This is a genomic window from Arthrobacter cavernae (assembly GCF_017368795.1).
Taxonomy (GTDB): Bacteria; Actinomycetota; Actinomycetes; order Actinomycetales; family Micrococcaceae; genus Arthrobacter; species Arthrobacter cavernae.
This window is the reverse complement of sequence record NZ_JAFNLL010000066.1, coordinates 1-18,010: the sequence shown is the minus strand read 5'-3', so window position 1 is coordinate 18,010 and position 18,010 is coordinate 1. Positions and strand designations below refer to the sequence as shown.

The 18,010-nt window shown below is 65.9% G+C and carries 18 protein-coding genes, 1 tRNA gene and 1 other RNA gene; 14 read left to right on the top strand and 6 right to left on the bottom strand.

Annotated features, from left to right (window positions below; genetic code table 11):
* Positions 1 to 439 precede the first annotated feature (439 nt).
* The 6 genes from J1902_RS18265 (at position 440) to J1902_RS18240 (ending at position 5,084) form a co-directional block, all read left to right on the top strand.
* Positions 440 to 862, top strand: a complete 423-nt coding sequence (locus tag J1902_RS18265) for a DUF3052 domain-containing protein (protein ID WP_207617804.1) — start codon at positions 440 to 442, stop codon at positions 860 to 862.
* Complete coding sequence (locus J1902_RS18260) at positions 859 to 1,359, top strand: peroxiredoxin (RefSeq protein ID WP_207617803.1); 501 nt, start codon at positions 859 to 861, stop codon at positions 1,357 to 1,359. Before J1902_RS18265 ends, J1902_RS18260 begins: the two co-directional genes overlap by 4 nt.
* 49 nt (positions 1,360 to 1,408) lie before the next feature.
* The gene (locus tag J1902_RS18255; protein ID WP_242702195.1) at positions 1,409 to 2,320 is read left to right on the top strand and encodes a Sir2 family NAD-dependent protein deacetylase; all 912 of its coding nucleotides are present in this window, start codon (positions 1,409 to 1,411) and stop codon (positions 2,318 to 2,320) included.
* Positions 2,321 to 2,376: 56 nt separating this feature from the next.
* Positions 2,377 to 2,449 (top strand) — tRNA-Val (locus J1902_RS18250).
* A gap of 318 nt (positions 2,450 to 2,767) precedes the next feature.
* Positions 2,768 to 3,565, top strand: a complete 798-nt coding sequence (locus J1902_RS18245) for an IclR family transcriptional regulator (protein WP_207617801.1) — start codon at positions 2,768 to 2,770, stop codon at positions 3,563 to 3,565.
* 163 nt (positions 3,566 to 3,728) lie between these two features.
* The gene (locus J1902_RS18240) at positions 3,729 to 5,084 is read left to right on the top strand and encodes an MFS transporter (RefSeq protein WP_372434596.1); all 1,356 of its coding nucleotides are present in this window, start codon (positions 3,729 to 3,731) and stop codon (positions 5,082 to 5,084) included.
* A gap of 188 nt (positions 5,085 to 5,272) precedes the next feature.
* Here J1902_RS18240 and J1902_RS18235 read toward each other — a convergent pair whose 3' ends face one another.
* Positions 5,273 to 6,340: a D-2-hydroxyacid dehydrogenase gene (locus J1902_RS18235; RefSeq protein ID WP_207617799.1), complete on the bottom strand. Its 1,068-nt coding sequence runs from the start codon at positions 6,338 to 6,340 to the stop codon at positions 5,273 to 5,275.
* A 71-nt stretch (positions 6,341 to 6,411) separates the two neighbouring features.
* Here J1902_RS18235 and J1902_RS18230 point away from each other — a divergent pair, with 71 nt between their 5' ends.
* From J1902_RS18230 to J1902_RS18220, 3 genes are read left to right on the top strand one after another with little or no spacing between them, the layout of a single operon-like run.
* Complete coding sequence (locus tag J1902_RS18230; protein ID WP_207617798.1) at positions 6,412 to 7,341, top strand: NAD(P)-dependent oxidoreductase; 930 nt, start codon at positions 6,412 to 6,414, stop codon at positions 7,339 to 7,341.
* Positions 7,338 to 8,108, top strand: a complete 771-nt coding sequence (locus J1902_RS18225; RefSeq protein ID WP_207617797.1) for an SDR family oxidoreductase — start codon at positions 7,338 to 7,340, stop codon at positions 8,106 to 8,108. The genes J1902_RS18230 and J1902_RS18225 overlap by 4 nt, the downstream gene beginning before the upstream one ends.
* Positions 8,108 to 9,160, top strand: coding sequence for an L-idonate 5-dehydrogenase (locus tag J1902_RS18220; protein WP_207617796.1), 1,053 nt, complete (start codon positions 8,108 to 8,110; stop codon positions 9,158 to 9,160). Before J1902_RS18225 ends, J1902_RS18220 begins: the two co-directional genes overlap by 1 nt.
* On the opposite strand, the gene J1902_RS18215 is transcribed toward J1902_RS18220, so the two are convergent.
* A complete protein-coding gene (locus tag J1902_RS18215; protein ID WP_207617795.1) occupies positions 9,157 to 9,885 on the bottom strand; it encodes a FadR/GntR family transcriptional regulator in 729 nt (242 codons plus the stop codon). The two genes, J1902_RS18220 and J1902_RS18215, sit on opposite strands and share 4 nt — an antisense overlap.
* A gap of 232 nt (positions 9,886 to 10,117) precedes the next feature.
* Between J1902_RS18215 and gnd the strand changes: the two genes are divergently transcribed.
* Both gnd and J1902_RS18205 read left to right on the top strand, forming a co-directional pair.
* The gene (gnd, locus tag J1902_RS18210; RefSeq protein ID WP_207617794.1) at positions 10,118 to 11,554 is read left to right on the top strand and encodes an NADP-dependent phosphogluconate dehydrogenase; all 1,437 of its coding nucleotides are present in this window, start codon (positions 10,118 to 10,120) and stop codon (positions 11,552 to 11,554) included.
* Between the two features lie 119 nt (positions 11,555 to 11,673).
* Positions 11,674 to 12,507: an oxidoreductase gene (locus tag J1902_RS18205; RefSeq protein WP_207617793.1), complete on the top strand. Its 834-nt coding sequence runs from the start codon at positions 11,674 to 11,676 to the stop codon at positions 12,505 to 12,507.
* Here J1902_RS18205 and epsC read toward each other — a convergent pair.
* The 3 genes from epsC to msrA all read right to left on the bottom strand — a co-directional run bounded on the left by epsC (position 12,504) and on the right by msrA (position 14,656).
* A complete protein-coding gene (gene epsC, locus J1902_RS18200; RefSeq protein WP_207617792.1) occupies positions 12,504 to 13,088 on the bottom strand; it encodes a serine O-acetyltransferase EpsC in 585 nt (194 codons plus the stop codon). The two genes, J1902_RS18205 and epsC, sit on opposite strands and share 4 nt — an antisense overlap.
* 41 nt (positions 13,089 to 13,129) lie before the next feature.
* Entirely contained in the window at positions 13,130 to 14,065 is a 936-nt protein-coding gene (gene cysK / locus J1902_RS18195; RefSeq protein WP_207617791.1) for a cysteine synthase A, read from the bottom strand.
* Positions 14,066 to 14,131: 66 nt separating this feature from the next.
* Positions 14,132 to 14,656 carry a peptide-methionine (S)-S-oxide reductase MsrA gene (gene msrA / locus J1902_RS18190; RefSeq protein ID WP_207617790.1) on the bottom strand — a complete coding sequence of 175 codons (525 nt, stop codon included), beginning with the start codon at positions 14,654 to 14,656 and terminating at the stop codon, positions 14,132 to 14,134.
* A gap of 115 nt (positions 14,657 to 14,771) precedes the next feature.
* Here msrA and J1902_RS18185 point away from each other — a divergent pair, with 115 nt between their 5' ends.
* Positions 14,772 to 15,683 (top strand): Nif3-like dinuclear metal center hexameric protein, encoded by a 912-nt coding sequence (locus J1902_RS18185; protein ID WP_207617789.1) that lies wholly within the window; start codon positions 14,772 to 14,774, stop codon positions 15,681 to 15,683.
* A gap of 74 nt (positions 15,684 to 15,757) precedes the next feature.
* Entirely contained in the window at positions 15,758 to 16,495 is a 738-nt protein-coding gene (locus J1902_RS18180; RefSeq protein WP_207617788.1) for a zinc ribbon domain-containing protein, read from the top strand.
* 13 nt (positions 16,496 to 16,508) lie between these two features.
* Here J1902_RS18180 and J1902_RS18175 read toward each other — a convergent pair whose 3' ends face one another.
* Positions 16,509 to 17,273, bottom strand: coding sequence for a YaaA family protein (locus tag J1902_RS18175; protein ID WP_207617787.1), 765 nt, complete (start codon positions 17,271 to 17,273; stop codon positions 16,509 to 16,511).
* A gap of 58 nt (positions 17,274 to 17,331) precedes the next feature.
* Between J1902_RS18175 and rnpB the strand changes: the two genes are divergently transcribed.
* Positions 17,332 to 17,708, top strand: an RNA gene (gene rnpB / locus J1902_RS18170) — RNase P RNA component class A.
* Positions 17,709 to 18,010 lie beyond the last annotated feature (302 nt).

Sequence of the window (18,010 nt, the reverse complement as noted above, 5' to 3'; positions counted from 1 at the left end):
ATGGGAGGTCTCTTCTCCTGCAGCCACGTCCAACCTCTCTTTAGGCGCATCCATCGGCGCCTCAGGTCCGGCAGGGTATCTGCCCGGCATGAACGCGTCGTGTGCGACATCTCGGTTTCAACAGCCCGGTCAGATGCGCCGGGCAGGTCTTATGGTGAGCGCATGGCTGCGCAGTAGTATTCCTGGGGCTGTTGCCCTGCAGCCAAAGCGCTCATGGCCACTCTAGCTTCGTCGGCGCCGCGATGCGTAGCCGCGGGGTCCGCCGGGGCGTTGTATGTCACAGTGGGGCCGCGTGTGTGACCATGGGCGCGGCCCTGACTTGCGGGGGAACGGCCTGTGGTGGTGCGGAATATGGCGCGTGGCAGGGACAATGGCTTGAAGCACACGCCCAAAGGGTGTTGGCTGGTAGTAATCGAAGTCACTTCAAGAGGAGGAAAACGTGAGCGAGGCCGACGCCGCGACATCGGTAAATGTGGCGGAACGATTGGGTTTCAGGGACGGGGATCTGATCCAGGAACTCGGTTACGACGACGACGTCGATATGGACCTGCGTGACGATATTGAAGACGTCACGGGCACCGAGTTGCTGGATGAAGACGACCATGAAGTTGTAGACGCCGTAATTTTCTGGTGGCGTGACGGCGACGGGGATCTTGTGGATGCCCTGGTTGATTCGCTGACCACGCTCACGGAAGGCGGGGTTGTGTGGGTCCTTACCCCCAAGTCCGGCCGTGACAACTACGTTTCCCCGGCAGACATCCAGGACGCCGCACCGACGGCAGGCCTGCACCTCACTACCTCTGCAGGGGTGTCCAAGGACTGGAGTGCCACGCGCCTTGTGGCGCGGAAGAAGAACAAGTGACTGCAGTCCGGCAGGTACCGGCCTCGACGTCGGCCGTCCCGCAGCCGGGGCAGGAGGCTCCCGACTTCGAGTTGGTCAATCAGTTCGGCGAACCGGTCCGCCTGTCCGCCCTGCGGGGACGCAACGTCGTGGTGGTTTTCTACCCGTTTGCGTTCTCCGGCATCTGCACGGGGGAGCTGTGCGAGATCCGGGACAACCTGGCCGTCTTCCAGGACGCCAATGCGACCGTGCTGGCCATCTCCGTGGACAGCAAGTTCACGGTCCGCGCCTACGCGGACAAGGAGGGCTATGAGTTCGATCTCCTGGCGGACTTCTGGCCGCACGGGGCCGTTGCCGAAAAGTATGGGGTGTTCGACGCCGGAAGCGGCATGGCCCTGCGCGGCACCTTCATCATCGATGCCGCCGGGATCATCCGGTACGTCGTGGTGAACCCCCGCGGACAGGCCCGCGATCTGGCCGAGTACCGCCGGGTGCTGGCCGGGCTCGGGGAGAACTAGCCCCGTGGTGCCGCAGCGGCCGGGCGTCGGACTGACTGGCTTTGCCAGCATGCCGCCAACTGCCGCGGCACCACCCGGACCCGAAGAGCTCGACGCTGTCCGGGAGGCAGGCGCCGTCCTGGGCGGGCTGCCCCTCGCGCTGCTCACCGGCGCCGGCCTGAGCACGGACTCGGGGATCCCCGACTACCGCGGACCCGGCTCGGCTCCCCGGAACCCCATGACCTACCAGGAGTTCATCGGGAGTCCCGCCAACCGCCGCCGCTACTGGGCCCGGAACCACATCGGCTGGGCCCATCTGCGGCACGCCGACCCCAACGCCGGGCACATCGCCGTCGCGCAGTTGGAGCGCCGCGGCCTCCTGACCGGCCTCATCACGCAAAACGTGGACCGGCTGCACGAGGACGCCGGAAGCGTGAACGTGGTGGATCTGCACGGCAGGTTCGACCAAGTGGTTTGTCTGGAGAACGGGCACGTTTTCACCCGGAAGCTCATCGCCTCCATCCTTGAGGAGATCAACCCCGGCTACCTCGAGGCGGCCCTGTCGAGCGGGATTATCGAGATGGCGCCCGACGCCGATGCCACAGTGGAAGATCCCGAACTCATCAGCTCATTCATCATGGCCGTGTGCCCCGTTTGCGGCGGGGTATTGAAGCCCGATTTCGTGTACTTCGGCGAAAACGTGCCCAAGGACCGTGTTGAACGCGCCTACGCCATGGTGGACGCGGCCGGGGCCTTGCTGGTGGCGGGTTCGTCGCTGACCGTCATGAGCGGCCTGAGGTTCGTACGCCACGCGTCCAAGCTCGGCAAGCCGGTGGTCATCATCAACAGGGGAGCCACCCGCGGCGATGGGTTCGCCACGCTCAAACTTGAGGCCGGCGTCAGCGGTGCCCTGGCGTGGCTGGCGCGGGAATTGCCCGATCTGGAGCCGTCCGCGCCGTCGATTGGTGTTTCCGGCGATTGATCAGGTAGAGTCTATGTTCGTTGGTTGAAGCGCCGAAGCGCGGAAAGCAGCATCTTGGGTCTTTAGCTCAGCTGGTAGAGCGCCACGTTTACACCGTGGATGTCATCGGTTCGATCCCGGTAGGACCCACCGAAGAAACCCCGTCATTCCACGTCATCAGGCTTGGAGCGGCGGGGTTTTTGCGTTACTGGCTGGCCCGTACCAGCCCAGGCGATCCGTCCGGGAATTGGAAGAGCTCTCCACCGCGACTATTGGGGGATGCCGCGGTGGAGAGCTCAAAAATGAATATACAGCGAATTCTTGCCCTTGGGAAGCAGGACGTTCTACCTTTTGCCAGCGTGTCGTCCGGCGGATGTTCCGGAAAGCCGGACCATTTCCATGCTCCTGCCACTATGATGGTTGGTGTTCAGTAGATTGAACGCAGGCATTCACCGACGAAGGAGAATCATGGCCGATTCCCACACCACGCGTTCCTCTGAAGGTTTGGGGAGCTCTTCTCCCGCGCCGGCTGTAACACGGGCCGCTGCAGTGCTTGAGGCGCTGGCGGGATCGCCGTCGGGCCGCCTCACGCTGAGCGATCTGGCCCGCGAATTGGGCATCCCGAAGTCATCCACCTCGAACCTGCTGCTGGCACTCGAGGAGGCCCGGCTGATCACCCGCCAGGGCATGGACTTCGCCCTTGGCCGCAAGCTCGTGGAACTTGGCGCCGCCTACCTGAGCCGCATGGACGAGGTCCAGGAGTTCTACCGGTACTGCGGGCAGGCGCCCACGCTGTCCGGCGAGACTGTCCGGATTGCGATGCTCGACGGCGACCATGTCATCTACCTGGCCCGCTATGAGGGCCACCCGGCCGTCCGGCTGACGTCCAACATCGGCGACAAAATGCCCGTCTCGCTCTGTGGCGTGGGGAAGGCCCTGTTGGCGCAGCTTCATGACCACGACATCGCGGCGCTCTTCCCTGACGGCACCGAGTTGCCGGTGATGACGGCAAAGTCCCTGCGCACGGCGGAAGAACTGAAGGCGCAGGTCGTCACCATCCGGGAGCAGGGCTTTGCCTTCGAGGATGAGGAGTCCACGGTGGGGGTCGTCTGCCTGGCCGTGCCGGTTCCCACGCACGGGGCGCACGGCCCAAGCCTTGGCCTGTCCGTCACGGCGCTGAAGGCCACCTATTCCGCGGAGCAGGGCGCCCTCATGGTCAAGGAACTCAAGGAGCTTGCCCGTTCGCTCGGCAATCCCATGGGTTGACGCGGCCACATGATGAGCGTCACGCTTCCGGGTATTTGAATAAATCTGATTTCTCTCTTGGTTGATCGTTCAGCACCATGTACGCTGTTCAATATAGTGGATATGGCGTGGACGCCATCGCTATCTCACCAGGCCAACGGGGGCCTGGAGTGTTCTTGAGGGAGTGCTTGTGACAACTCGTACCGATGCAAAGCTTGCCGAAGCTGCCGATTCCGTTGTTGAACCGGAGCAGCTGCGAAGGGCAACTCTTGCCAGCTCCGTGGGATCCGCCCTGGAGTACTACGACTTCTACATCTACGGCCTGGCCTCGGCCTTGATCTTCGGGCCGTTGTTCTTCTCACCGCTGGGCCCGGATGGTGCCCTCATTGCCTCGTTCGCCACGTATGGCGTCGGTTTTGCGGCACGGCCCTTCGGTGGACTGTTGTTTGGCTACATCGGCGACCGCTTCGGCCGGAAAATGGTCCTGATCCTCACCATCGCCCTGATGGGAACGGCAAGTTTCGCCATCGGCCTGCTGCCCACCTTCGAGCAGGCAGGCATGCTGGGCGCGGTCCTCCTGGTGACACTGCGGATCGTCCAGGGCCTCGGTGCCGGCGCGGAGCAGGCCGGCGCCACCACCCTGATCTCGGAAGTCGCACCGCGCCGCCGTCGTGGTTTCTTTGCCGCGCTGCCGTTTGTCGGCATCCAGCTCGGCACGCTGCTGGGCGCGGGAACGTTCGCACTCATTGCCATGGCGGACAAGGCCGTAATGCAGGGCTGGCTGTGGCGCGTGCCCTTCCTGGCCAGCTTCATCCTGATCATCGTGGCAGTGTTCATTCGACTGCGCCTCAAGGAGACTCCTGCCTTCCAGGAGCTCGAGAAGCACAAGAATGTGGTCAAGAACCCGATTGGTGCGCTCTGGAAGCACTCCAAGAAGAACGTCCTCATCGGCATCGGCCTGCGCATGGGCGAGAATGGCAACTCGTCGATCTACTCGGCGCTGCTGGTCTCCTTCATGAGCATGCCGGCCGGCGTCTTCGCCGGAAACAACTCCATCGGTCCGGTGGGCCTGCTGATCGCTGCAGGGTTCGCCGCCGTCCTGGTGGTCACGTTCGGTGCACTGTCCGACCGCTTCGGCCGCGTCCCGGTGTACCGCTACGGTGCCTTGTTCCAGGCCATCATCGCCGTTCCTGCCTTCTATCTGGTCACGCTCGGCAATGTAACCCTGGTGTGGATTGTCATGGCCGTGGGCATCGCCATCGGCGTGCAGTCGATGCTCGGCCCGCAGTGTCCGCTGCTCCCTGAGCTGTTCGGCTCGCAGTACCGCTTCACCGGTGTGGCCATGAGCCGCGAGGTCTCGGCTGTGCTCGCCGGCGGACTCGCGCCGCTGCTCGGTGCCCTCCTGCTGGCCGCCACCAACCACTCGTGGCTGGTGCTCTCCATCTACTCCTTGGTGCTGGCGCTCATCTCCTTCGTCACCACCTTCTTCACTCCGGAAACGGCCGGCCGCGATCTCCTGACCACGGAAGACGCCTCCTAGCACGTCCCGCACCACTGCAAAGCGGCGGCCGCTCTCCCCAGTGGGAGGGTGGCCGCCGCTTTGCAGTGCCCTGAGGCGGGTGTCCCTCGGCGATGCTGTGCGGGCAGTCGGAGACGCAGACAGCCCCTCCGGAATCCGGGGGGCTGTCTGGCTGTTGGGCTGCCAGGCCCGGGGGCCTGGAGGGCGGTTTAGTAGAAGTGGACCGGATCCACGAGGTGGGGGAGTTCGCCGCCGTCGAGGAAGGTCCGCAGGTTGCTGCAGAAGCGCTCGGCGATGAGGCGGTTCTCCGCGGCACTGAGGGCCGAGGTGTGCGGGGACACCAGGACCCTCGGGTGGTTCCACAGCGGGCTGTCCTGGGGGAGGGGCTCCACGGCGAAGACGTCCAGACAGGCGTAGGAGACCTGTCCGTTCTCCAGGGCTTCGAGCAGCGCGTCCTCGTCCACTACGGTGCCGCGGCCCACGTTGACGAACACCGTGCCGGGCTGCATGGCGGAGAAGATTTCCTTGTTGAAGAGCTTTTCCGTGTAAGGCGTGCCCGGAAGCGTGTTGACGACAGCGTCGGCGTTGGCCACCAGGCCGGCGAGGCCGCTGTTGTCCGTGACCTCGTCGATCCCCTCGATGGGCTCGACGTTGCGCTTGGTGCCGCTGACCTTCATGCCGAGGGCTCGCGCCACGCGGGCGGTCTCCATGCCGATTTCACCGAGGCCGGCAATGACCACCTTGGAGCCGTTGGCCAGCTTGGTGGGGGTGCGCAGCTCGGGCCAGTGCTTAGCGGCCTGGTCCTGTGCCAGTTCGGCGCTGCGCTTGAAGCCGTTCAGGATGCCGAAGGCGGAGAACTCCGCGAGGGGCAGGGCGTGCACACCGGCCGAGGTGGTGACGTGGAACTTCTGGAGCGTTTCAGTGTCCAGTCCGGAAGCCTTCACGGCACCTCCGGCGCCGGCGGCCATGGCGTGGATCCACTGCAGGTGCGGGTTGCTCTTGGCGATCCGGGCCAGGCCGGCCGGGCTCTCGTTGGGGAAGCCGTAAAGGACCTGTGCCTGGTTGAGCATGGCCCAGTAGCGTTCCTCCTGCTCCGGGGTCCGCTGGAAGGCGGGATCGCCGGAATGGTCGGCAGGAAAGCGTTCGGGCGGGAGCAAATCGGGCTCGTACAGCACGGTACTGGAAGGGTCTACGGCGCGGATCCGTTCCACATGCTCGGCTTCGAGCGGGACGGCGATCGCGATGGTAAGTTCATCAGTCGTCATGGTGTTCATCATACTGAATGGCGGCTAGGATATTGAACAGATTTTCCCTAAGGGACCACAAAGAAGTGAGGTGTTAGCCGAATATGACGGCCAAGCGCATGGGTTTCGTGGGACTGGGACTGATGGGTTCGCCCATGGCGGCCAACGTTGCGAAGGCGGGCTGGACGGTCACAGCCTGGAACCGCTCGGAAGCCGCCTTCCGGGAGCTGGACGGCGTCCGCCGGGCGGCGTCCGTGGCGGAACTCCGCGACGAGCCGGTCATTATCTTCATGCTCCCGGATCTCCCATACATCGAAGAAGCCGCGGCGCCGCTGCTGGAATCCTGGCGGGCACAGGCACCCGCGCCGGGAACCGCCGTCGTCGTCATGAGCAGCGTCTTGCCCACCGCCGTCCAGGAATTCGGACGCACGGTCCACGACGCCAGCGGCGGGAACGCCGTCGTCGTCGATGCGCCGGTCAGCGGAGGCACCAAAGGGGCGCAGGACGGGACGCTGGCCATCATGGCCGGAGCCACGGAGGACGACTTCCAGCGGCTCCTGCCGCTGTTCGAAACCATGGGGATCACCGTGCGCCGGATGGGGCCGCTGGGTTCCGGTTCCCTCGCCAAGGCCTGCAACCAGCTGATCGTCGGGACCACGACGGCGGCACTCGCCGAGGCCGCCGAGCTCGCCGAACGCTCCGGCATGGACGTCGCGGCCCTCTATGAGGTCCTGGCCGGCGGGCTCGCCGGAAGCCGCGTCCTGGACATTGTGGGACCCCGCCTCGCCGCCAAGGACTATGCCCCCACGGGCCCCGCCAAATTCATGCACAAGGATCTGGGCTTCGTCATCCAGAGCGCCGCGGCTGCCGGCAGCGCGGTCCCCATGGCCGCGGCCGGCGTCGAACTCTATGCCGAACTCACGCGGCAGGGACTCGGCGACCAAGACCTCGCGGTCGTACGCCAGGCAATCGCCAACCTCAGCTCACCAGCCACCGTCACAGCAAACACGAAGCAGAAGGAAAACCGACTATGAGTGGTCTTTTCGACCTCACCGGGCGCATTGCGCTCATCACCGGCTCCAGCCGCGGAATAGGCAACTCGCTGGCCCGCGGCCTGGCCGATGCTGGCGCCACGGTGGTGCTCAACGGCATCAATGCCGAACGCCTGGCCGGCGCACACGCCGCCATGGCCGCCGACTACCCGGAAGGGCACGTCCACAGCCGCGCCTTCGACGTGACGGACGCGGAGTCCGCGGCGCAGGGCGTGGCGTGGATCGAGGAGAACCTCGGCCCCCTGGACATCCTGGTCAACAATGCCGGCATTCAGCACCGCGTCCCCATGCTGGACCTGGACGTCAAGGACTGGGACCGCGTCATCACCACCGACCTGACCAGCGCCTTCCTCGTGGGACGCGAAGCGGCCCGGCACATGATCCCGCGCGGCCGCGGCAAGATCATCAACATCTGCTCGGTCCAGACCGACCTCGCCCGGCCCACCATCGCGCCCTACGTGGCCGCAAAGGGCGGGCTGCGCAACCTCACCCGCGCCATGACGGCGGAATGGGCTGCCTCCGGGCTGCAGATCAACGGCATCGCGCCGGGCTACATCCACACGGAAATGACGCAGAACCTCGTCGATGACGCAGACTTCAACTCCTGGATCCTGGGACGCACACCCGCGCACCGCTGGGGGACCGTTCAGGACCTGGCCGGACCCGCTGTCTGGCTGGCGTCCGAGGCCTCCAACTTCGTCAACGGCCAGACGATCTTCGTCGACGGCGGAATGACGGTGGTGGTCTGATGCCCGGCTTCCGGCTCCCCGCCTCAGCCCCCGCCGTCGTCGCGCATGCCGCCGGAGACCTCCGCGTCGAGGACGTTCCACTGACCGCCCCTGCGCCGGACCAAGCCGTGGTGGAGATCGCCTACGGCGGGATCTGCGGTTCGGACCTGCACTACTGGCTGCACGGCGCCGCCGGTGAATCGGTGCTCAAGGCCCCCATGGTCCTTGGCCACGAAATCGTGGGCGTCGTGGCCCAGGCAGCCGCGGACGGCAGCGGCCCCGCTGCCGGAACCGCCGTCGCAGTCCACCCGGCCACTCCAGCCCCCGGGGACGCCAAGTACCCGGAGGACCGGCCCAACCTTTCGCCCTGCTGCACCTACCTGGGCAGCGCGGCGCGTTTCCCGCACACGGACGGGGCCTTCAGCCGCTACACCAAGCTTCCCTCCCGGATGCTCCGCGTCCTTCCGGAAGGACTGTCCCTGCGCACGGCAGCCCTGGTGGAGCCGGCAAGCGTGGCCTGGCACGCCGTCGCCCGCGCCGGGGACGTCGCCGGCAAGACCGCCCTGGTCATCGGCAGCGGGCCCATCGGCGCGCTCGCCGTCGCCGTCCTCAAGAGGGCCGGCGCCGCCAGGATCGTGGCTGTGGACATGCACGACAAGCCGCTCGAGATCGCACGGGCAGTCGGCGCCGACGAGGTCCTCAAGGGCGACGACGCCGAGGCCATCGCAGCGGCTGAGGCCGACATCGTGATCGAGTCCTCAGGCAGCCACGTCGGCCTGACCTCGGCCATCAAGGGCGCCGTGTGTGGCGGCAAAGTGGTGATGGTGGGGCTGCTGCCCTCCGGTCCGCAGCCGGTGTTCATCTCGCTGGCCATCACCCGCGAGCTTGAGCTGCTGGGCTCCTTCCGCTTCAACGACGAGATCGACGAGGTCATCGCGGCACTGTCCGACGGTTCGCTCTTCGTCGATCCTGTGGTGACGCACGAATTCACCCTGGACCGCGGGCTCGAGGCCTTCGAGGTGGCCAGGAACTCTGCGGAGTCGGGCAAGGTCCTGCTGGACTTCCGGCCTTAGCGCCTTTCCACCGGTACGAACACCCTGGGCTGGCCGTGCCAGCTGGGTGCCAGGTCCGAGATGGCCTCCCGCATGATCCTGCCGGCGGCTTCGCGGGCCTCGGCGCCGTTGCCGGCTTCGATGGCGTGGGCGACGTCCATGTGCCACTGCAGGGCGTCCTTCTGGGGGTGTTCGGGCATCAGTCCGTGGGCCGTGCGGCCGGTGAGGGTTTCGGTGACCTGGCCGATCAGGTTGGCGAACATTTCATTGCCGGAACCGCACAGCACCAGTGCGTGGAAGCGGATGTCGAGTTCGAGGAAGCGGGGAACGTCCCCGGCTTCCCCGGCATCGCGCATGGCCAGCGAGATCTCCACGAGCTCCTTGCGGAGCGCCTCCGGAGCGTTGGCGGCGGCCAGTTCGGCTGCCGCAGGCTCGACGGCGGAGCGGAGCTCGGCGAGTGAGCGCAGCTGGGCGCCGCGGCCTTCGCCGGCCAGGCGCCAGCGGATCACGAGGGGATCGAAGGGGTTCCAGCGGTGGGCCGGCAGGACCCGGATGCCCACCCGCTTGATGGTCTCCACCAAGCCAAGCGACTGTAGGACGCGCACGGCCTCGCGGATCACGGAGCGGGATACCTTGAGCTCATCTTCCAGATGCTCGGCCAGCATCACGTGGCCCGTGGGGAGGGTTCCGGCGACAATGCGGGTGCCCAGATGCTCAACGGCGCGGTGGTGAAGGCTGGTTGACATAATCGTAAGCATAGTAGCGGGCGGCCATACCGGAGCTCCACGGGACGTCCCGGTGCGGTGGCTTCCTGTGCGCGGCATCATAGACTGGTTTGTGACGTGGCCTGTTCCAAAACGTGGGCAGGACTTTCCCGCAACAGCTTTTAATACGTATGGTTTATTCAGCCTTTGGTTTAGAAAACGTTTCCTGCGCCGGGCGCAGGACTGTTTGCACACGATCGAATTGGAGTATTTGATGTCAGCACACATCGGTGTCACCGGCCTTGCGGTGATGGGCGCCAACCTGGCCCGCAACCTTGCACGCAACGGCTTCACCGTGGCTCTCCACAACCGCTCCGTCGAAAAGACCGACGCCCTGCTGGAAAAGCACGGCACCGACGGCGACTTCGTCCGCACGGAAACCCTGCAGGAACTGGTGGACTCCCTCGAGAAGCCCCGCCGCGTCCTCATCATGGTCAAGGCAGGCGCCCCCGTGGACGCCGTCATCGAGCAACTGACGCCGCTGCTGGAGCCGGGCGACATCGTGATCGACGCCGGCAACTCCCACTACGAGGACACGCGCCGCCGCGAAGCTGCCCTGGCCGCCAAGGACCTGCACTTCGTAGGCATCGGTGTCTCCGGTGGCGAGGAAGGTGCCCTCAACGGCCCGTCCATCATGCCCGGTGGCTCCAAGGAGTCCTACGACGCCCTCGGCCCGCTGCTGGAGAAGATCTCCGCACACGTCGACGGCAAGCCCTGCTGCGCCTGGATCGGCACCGACGGCGCCGGCCACTTCGTCAAGATGGTCCACAACGGCATCGAATACGCCGACATGCAGGTCATCGGCGAAGCCTTCGATCTCCTCCGCTCCGGCGCGGGCATCGAGCCGGCCGAGCAGTCCAAGATCTTCGCCGAGTGGAACACGGGCGAACTGTCCTCCTTCCTCATCGAAATCTCCGCCGAGGTCCTGGGCCACGTTGACGCCAAGACCGGCAAGCCGTTCGTTGACGTGATTGTCGACGCCGCAGGCCAGAAGGGCACCGGCCGCTGGACGGTCATCTCCGCCCTCGAACTCGGCTCCCCGGTGTCCGGCATTGCCGAATCCGTCTTCGCCCGTGCACTGTCTTCCCAGGCCGAGCAGCGCAAGATCGCCCAGGAAGTCCTGGCCGGCGAGGAAATCGCCGTCGAGATCCCCGCCAACTTCGTCGAGGACGTCCGCCAGGCGCTGTACGCCTCCAAGCTGGTGTCCTACGCCCAGGGCCTGGACATGCTCACCTCGGCTGCCAAGGAATACGGCTGGGACCTGAAGCTGGATGAGATCGCCTCGCTGTGGCGCGGCGGCTGCATCATCCGTGCAGAGCTGCTCAAGGAAATCACCAACGCCTACGCGGCCGAGGAAAAGCCAGCCAACCTGCTGTTCGCCCCGGCCTTCACCAAGGCCATTGCCGACGTCCTGCCGGCATGGCGCCGCGTGGTTGCCACGGCGGTCCAGCTGGGCATCCCGGTTCCCGTGTTCTCCTCCTCCCTGGCCTACTACGACGGCCTGCGCCGCAAGCGCCTTGCCGCCGCCGTGATCCAGGGCCAGCGCGACCTCTTCGGTGCACACACCTACGGCCGCGTTGACGCCGAGGGCACCTTCCACACCCTGTGGAGCGAAGACAAGTCCGAGGTCGAGGCAGTCGACACGCACTAGGGACCCTGCTGCCCACGCTGTTCCTGACAAAGGCCGGTGCTTCCCCGTTACGCTGGGAGGCACCGGCCTTTGACGTGCCGGGACCACAGCCACTCGTGGCCCTGGAGCAAGGACCCACCATGCCGCAACGTGTCGCATTTGTCACCGGAGCCTCCACCGGGATCGGCTATGAGGCCGCCATCAAACTGAGTGCTGCCGGGCTGGCGGTCTATGCGGGAGCTCGGCGGGTGGAGAAGATGGAGCCGCTCAGGGCCCACGGCATCACCGTGCTGCCGCTGGACGTCACCGACGACGATTCCATGGTGGCTGCCGTGGACACGGTCCTGCACCAGCATGGACGCCTCGACGTGCTGGTGAACAACGCCGGCTACGGCTCCTACGGATCGCTGGAGGAAGTGGCGCTTGATGAAGGCCGGCGTCAGTTCGAAGTCAACGTTTTCGGCCTGGCGAGGATGGCGCAGCTGGTGATTCCTGGCATGCGGGCGGCAGGATCCGGGCGGATCATCAATGTGTCCTCAATCGGCGGCAAGATGTACGAGCCGCTGGGTGCCTGGTACCACGGCACCAAGTTCGCAGTGGAGGGCCTCAGCGACTCGCTGCGCCTGGAGCTGAAGCAGCACGGCATCGATGTGGCGATCATTGAACCGGCCGGCACGGACACCGAATGGGGCACCATCGCAGGCGAGGGCCTGCTGGCAGTCTCCGGCGCGGGCCCGTACCGGGAACAGGCACGGATTGTGGCAGCGGCGCTGGCCTCGACGTCAGGGAGCGCGCTGTCCACCCCTCCCGGGACGGTTGCGAAGGCCATTGTCCAGGCGGCCACGGCCAGGCGGCCCAGGACCCGGTACCCGGTGGGCAGGGGCGCCCGGACCATCCTGGCGTTGCGCAAGTTTCTTCCGGACAGGGCTTTTGACACCGTGTTCTGGAACTTCTACAAGCGTTTTGCCGGCTAGATCCGGTATTCGATGTAGTACTCGGCCGGGTCCACCGCGGGCTTGGTCTCCGACTTCGCGTCGCGGTGCCGCCAGGTGGCCGGCACACCCGTGACGATCGATTCCGGCGGGGCGTCCTTCACGACGACGGCGTTCGCACCGATGGCGCTGTCCGCGCCGATGGTGATGGGGCCCAGAACCTTCGCCCCGGCACCGATGGTCACACGGTCCCCGATGGTGGGGTGGCGCTTTACCCTGGCCAGGGATCTGCCGCCGAGCGTCACTCCGTGGTAGATCATGACGTCTTCGCCGATCTCCGCGGTTTCGCCGATGACCACGCCCATGCCATGGTCAATGAAGAACCTGCGGCCGATGGTGGCTCCGGGGTGGATCTCGATACCGGTCAGGAAACGTCCCAGCTGGGAAATCAGGCGCGCCGGAAAGCGCAGCCCTGGTGTCTGCCAGAGTTTGTGCGTCAGCCGGTGGATCCAGATGGCATGGAGTCCGGAATACGCGAAAAAGTTCTCAAAAGAACCTCGAGCCGCCGGGTCATGTGACCGGGCGGCGTCGAGGTCTTCCTTAAGTCTTGCGACGAAGCTCACAAAGACCTTTCTACAGGAAATGAAGGCGTGGGGGCGAAGAATCAGCCGCGGATGTCGTCAAACAGGACCGTGGAGATGTAACGCTCTCCGAAGTCCGGGACGATCGCGACGATCAGCTTGCCCTTGTTCTCCGGACGCTTTGCCAGTTCCAGGGCGCCCCACACGGCTGCGCCGGCGGAGATGCCGCCCAGGATGCCTTCCTTGGCGCCCAGTGCGCGGGCGGTGGCTACGGAGTCCTCCAGGGTGGCGTCCAGGACCTCGTCGTAGACGTTGGTGTCCAGTACCTCGGGGACGAAGTTGGCGCCGATGCCCTGGATCTTGTGCGGGCCCGGGGCGCCGCCGTTCAGGATGGCGGAGTCCTTGGGCTCGATGGCGACAACCTGGACCTCGGGCTTGCGCTCCTTGAGGACCTGGCCCACGCCGGTCACGGTGCCGCCGGTGCCGATGCCGCCCACGAAGATGTCCACGGCGCCGTCGGTGTCGGCCCAGATTTCCTCGGCGGTGGTGGTGCGGTGGATCTCCGGGTTGGCCGGGTTGGCGAACTGCTGGGCCCAGATGGCGTTTTCCGTGGTGGCAACGATTTCCTGGGCCTTTTCGACGGCGCCGCGCATGCCTTCGGAACCGGGGGTCAGGACGATTTCTGCACCGTAGGCGCGCAGCATGACACGGCGCTCGGTGGACATGGTTTCAGGCATGGTCAGGATGACCTTGTAGCCGCGGGCTGCGCCCACCAGTGCCAGGGCGATTCCAGTGTTGCCGGAAGTGCCCTCCACGATAGTGCCGCCCGGCTTCAGGGCGCCGGCCTTTTCGGCGGCGTCAACGATGGACACGCCGATGCGGTCCTTGACGCTGTTGGCCGGGTTGTAGAACTCAAGCTTCACTGCGACGGTGGCGTCGAGGCCTTCCGTGAGCCGGTTCAAGCGGACCAGAGGGGTGCGGCCGACCAGCTGGGTGACGTCGTCGTAGATCCTTGCCATGAATGTATGCCTATCTCTGAAGTAGGGGAATGCTGAGGTCAGCCTAACGAGCGCCGGTCACCCGGGCTAAGCGCCAAGCCATGCAGAGTAATATTTCCGGGCCTTGGCTAGTTTGGGGTTGATGATCACCTGGCAGTAGCCCTGCGCCGGGAATTTGGCGTAGAAGTTCTGGTGGACTTCCTCGGCCTCGAAGAAATCGGGCAGCCGGCTGACCTCGGTCACAATCGGATTGGACCACAATGCCTGCGCCCGCTCTATCGCTTCCTCGAAAAGGATCTTCTCCTCGGTGGTCTCATAGAACATCGACGAACGGTACTGTGTGCCGACGTCGTAGCCCTGCCGGTTGAGCGTGGTGGGGTCATGGAGGACGAAGAACATGTCCAGGATGACCTCCTCCGGAACCACGGTCTCGTCGAACGTCACGGCCACCACTTCCGCATGGCCCGTGGTGCCCGAGCAGACCTCGTAGTAGTCCGGATTGCGCACGTGGCCGCCCGTGTAGCCGGACACCACAGCGCTGACACCGCGGGTTTTCTGGTAGACGGCGTCCAGGCACCAGAAGCAGCCGCCGCCAAGTACAAAAGTTCTCATGACCTCTTCAATGGATCGGGGCACGGGATGATTCCCGGGATACCTTACGGGACCGTGACGTTGTCCGGACTCTGCGGGGAACGCCGTGCGTGCCGCATGAGGTAAGAATAAGGGTATGGAAGCAGTAAGCACCGCACTCCCCGATGCGGACTCCGGCGAAGACGCCGGTGCCGGTGACCTCCCCGAGGCCCCCACACTGGGCCAGGTCCTCCTGGCGGTCGAAGAGCTCTGGCCCGAATCACTCGCCGAGGACTGGGACGAGGTGGGCCTGGTGGTGGGCCGGCCCACAGCCCCCATCACCAAGGTCCTGTTCGCTGTGGACCCCACGCTGGAAGTGATCGACGAAGCCATCGAATGGGGCGCAGGGCTGCTCATCACGCATCACCCCTTGCTGCTCAAAGGCGTCAACTCGGTGGCCGCCACGTCCGCCAAGGGACTGGCGGTGCACCGACTTATTGAAGCCGGGACGGGGCTGCTGACCGTCCACACCAACGGTGATTCCGCCGTCGGGGGTGTTTCCGATGTCCTGGCGGATGCGATGGGCCTGGAGAACGTCGCGCCTCTGACCCACGCGAGCAAGGGCCTGCCGGAAGAAGGCATCGGCCGGGTGGGCGAGCTCCCGGAGCTGATGACCCTGGGCGACTTTGCCGCCCGCGTGTTCGAAATGCTGCCGGCGGTGGCCGGCGGTGTGCGCGTGGCTGGGGACAAGGACGGGCTGGTGCGCCGCGTGGCGGTCTGCGGCGGGGCCGGCGACAGCCTGTTCGACGCCGTCCGGGCCAGCCAGGCGGATGTCTACGTTACGGCCGACATGCGCCACCACCCGGCGTCCGAGGCCCGCGAAGACGCGGTGAACGGACGCCCGTACCTCATCGACGTCTCGCACTGGGCCAGCGAATGGCTGTGGCTGCCCGCGGCGGCCGAAGCGCTCGGGAATGTGCTGGCGGACCAGGGACACGAGGTGGAGATCCGCGTCAGCGCCACCAACAGCGATCCCTGGGACTTCATTCTGACTCCCGGCGGGGACTAGAGTCTAGAAGGACGCGGGCTGAGAGCCCGGCCGGGCCTGAGACACAGCCCCGGCACAATAAAGCGGAGGTAAGCGTGGCCAAGGCAGCACCGGCGGAACAGTTGAAATTGCTTGAGCTGCAGGGTCTGGACGCCAAGCTCAAGTCCTTGGCCGGCCGCCGCCGCGTCCTTGAGCAGGACCCGCGCATCACCGACCTGCAGGACGCCCTCAACGTGGCCAATGGGGAACTGGGCACCGCGAAGGTGGCCGTCCACGACGCCGAGGCAGAACTCCGCCGCTCCGAAGCGGACGTGGAGCAGGTGGTTTCCCGGATCGAGCGCGACGAAGCCAGGCTGAACAGCGGCACCGGACTGTCCAAGGACCTGATGGCACTGCAGAGCGACATTGCTTCGCTCAACAAGCGCCGCTCCGATCTGGAAGACGTCGAGCTGGAAATCATGGAGCGCCTCGACGGGCTGCGGGAACGCCAGGGGGCCCAGCAACAGATCGTGGACGACATCCAGGGTGCGTTCGGCAGCATCCGCGCCGAACTCGACGCCGCCATCGCAGTCATCGCCGCGGAACAGACCGAGGTCCGGACGCAGCGCGCCGCCTTCGCCGAGGGCCTCGACGCCGGAATGCTGGCCGTCTACGAAAAGACCATTGCCAAGCGCGGGGTGGGCGCAGCGCGGCTCTTCCACGGCAAGTCGGAGGGCTCCGGCATGATGCTGAGCCCCGGCGACCTCGCCGAGGTCAAGGCCGCCGCGGACGACGACATCGTCTTCTGCCCGGACTCCGGCGTCATTCTTGTGCGCTCCGCGGAGTGGAACTAGGCGGGCTGCCTGCTTAGTCGGCCAGGATGATGTTGAGGGCGTGCGCCTTGCGCGCCGTGCCCTCCACCAGCTCGGCAGTCCACGCCTCGTTGGCAACCTTCAGCAGCTGCTGGGGGGTGGCCGGCGCCTTGCCGCGCCGCGTCAGCAGGTGCCGGGCCAACTCGCCGCGGGTGTGCTTGGCGAAGTGGCTGACCACTGTGCGCTTGCCGTTGGCCTCCGTGAACACGTTGACGGCCACGGTCTGCGCGGCCGGGGGAGTCCACGCCGCCGTATAGGTGCTGGAGCGGCAGTCCACCAGCAGCTCGCCCTCCGTGCGTTCGGCGAGGGCAGCGCTGAGCTGCGGCTTCCAGAACGAGGCGAGGCGCCCGACGTCGGGCAATGCAGTTCCCATGGATAAACGGTAGGCGGGCACGTGGTCGCCAAAACCGATGGCGCCCCACAGCGCCGACACCACCAGAACGGACTCGGTGGCCTTGCGCCGCTGCGTGGCGGTCAGTGTGTTGAAGCCGAGGGCGTCGTAGAGGACACCGGAATAGACCTGGTGTGCCGGCGCCGCCGGTTCCGCGTGCAGCCGGGTGTTGCGCTCGACGTCGTCCTTCAGCGAGGCGCCGACGCCCAGCAGCGCGAGGGCGTCCTCGTGCGCGCTGACGGTGCCGAGCGCCTCCAGCACCTTCGCCCGGGACGCGTTCAGGGCGGGAAAGCTCAGGGACTCCCAGTCGACGGCGGGGCCGTGGGCGGCGGGGGTCTTGCCTTCGGAAGGCGGCAGCAGAATCAGCACCTGTCGATATTACCGGCGGACGGGAGCAGCGCCCGACGCCGGTAGACTGTAGGGCGGATGGGTTGACCAGGCGGCTGCGCGTCACGCAAGTGGCTCGAGGAACGTCCGGGCTCCGCAGAGCAGGGTGGTGGGTAACACCCACTCGGGGTAACCCGCAGGCCAGTGCCACAGAGAACAGACCGCCGGGATCCCTTGGGATCCCGGTAAGGGTGAAACGGTGGTGTAAGAGACCACCAGCTTCCCGGGTGACCGGGAAGGCTAGGTAAACCCCACCCGGAGCAAGGCCAGACAGGGCACGTTTGAGGGCTGCTCGCCCGAGTGCCCGGGTAGGCCGCTGGAGGGCGTCGGCAACGGCGTCCGTAGATGGATGGTCGCTACTCCTCTGCCGGCAACAGCAGGGGAACACAGAACCCGGCGTATAGGTCAACCCATCCACCCCACCCACTGTGAGAGATTTCACGCCCGACGGCGGCCACCCCTGGCAGGGTGCCACCGTAGAATGGGAGCTGAACGTGGATGTTCTGCCGCCGGGTCTGCGTTCGCAGCCGGCGGTTTTTCTTTGTTCCCGTTCAAGTGTCCCTGGGCAGACCGAAGCCCAGCCGATGCGCGCGCCGCAGGATCAATCCCCGCGGCCGACTTCTGCATACGAGGACGTATGTGGTTGACCCAAGGAAGGTAGTTCTGTGAGTCAGACGTCAGATTCTTGTCTTGATACGTGGATGGGCCGGGAGGCTCTT

Excerpts from the sequence above, each read along its gene's own strand:
- J1902_RS18220 (WP_207617796.1), top strand. The coding sequence starts at position 8,108 with ATGCCCGGCTTCCGGCTCCCCGCCTCAGCCCCCGCCGTCGTCGCGCAT.
- J1902_RS18215 (WP_207617795.1), bottom strand. The coding sequence starts at position 9,885 with ATGTCAACCAGCCTTCACCACCGCGCCGTTGAGCATCTGGGCACCCGC.
- J1902_RS18235 (WP_207617799.1), bottom strand. The coding sequence starts at position 6,340 with ATGATGAACACCATGACGACTGATGAACTTACCATCGCGATCGCCGTC.
- J1902_RS18245 (WP_207617801.1), top strand. The coding sequence starts at position 2,768 with ATGGCCGATTCCCACACCACGCGTTCCTCTGAAGGTTTGGGGAGCTCT.
- msrA (WP_207617790.1), bottom strand. The coding sequence starts at position 14,656 with ATGAGAACTTTTGTACTTGGCGGCGGCTGCTTCTGGTGCCTGGACGCC.
- J1902_RS18255 (WP_242702195.1), top strand. The coding sequence starts at position 1,409 with ATGCCGCCAACTGCCGCGGCACCACCCGGACCCGAAGAGCTCGACGCT.
- gnd (WP_207617794.1), top strand. The coding sequence starts at position 10,118 with ATGTCAGCACACATCGGTGTCACCGGCCTTGCGGTGATGGGCGCCAAC.
- J1902_RS18230 (WP_207617798.1), top strand. The coding sequence starts at position 6,412 with ATGACGGCCAAGCGCATGGGTTTCGTGGGACTGGGACTGATGGGTTCG.
- J1902_RS18185 (WP_207617789.1), top strand. The coding sequence starts at position 14,772 with ATGGAAGCAGTAAGCACCGCACTCCCCGATGCGGACTCCGGCGAAGAC.
- cysK (WP_207617791.1), bottom strand. The coding sequence starts at position 14,065 with ATGGCAAGGATCTACGACGACGTCACCCAGCTGGTCGGCCGCACCCCT.
- J1902_RS18205 (WP_207617793.1), top strand. The coding sequence starts at position 11,674 with ATGCCGCAACGTGTCGCATTTGTCACCGGAGCCTCCACCGGGATCGGC.
- J1902_RS18225 (WP_207617797.1), top strand. The coding sequence starts at position 7,338 with ATGAGTGGTCTTTTCGACCTCACCGGGCGCATTGCGCTCATCACCGGC.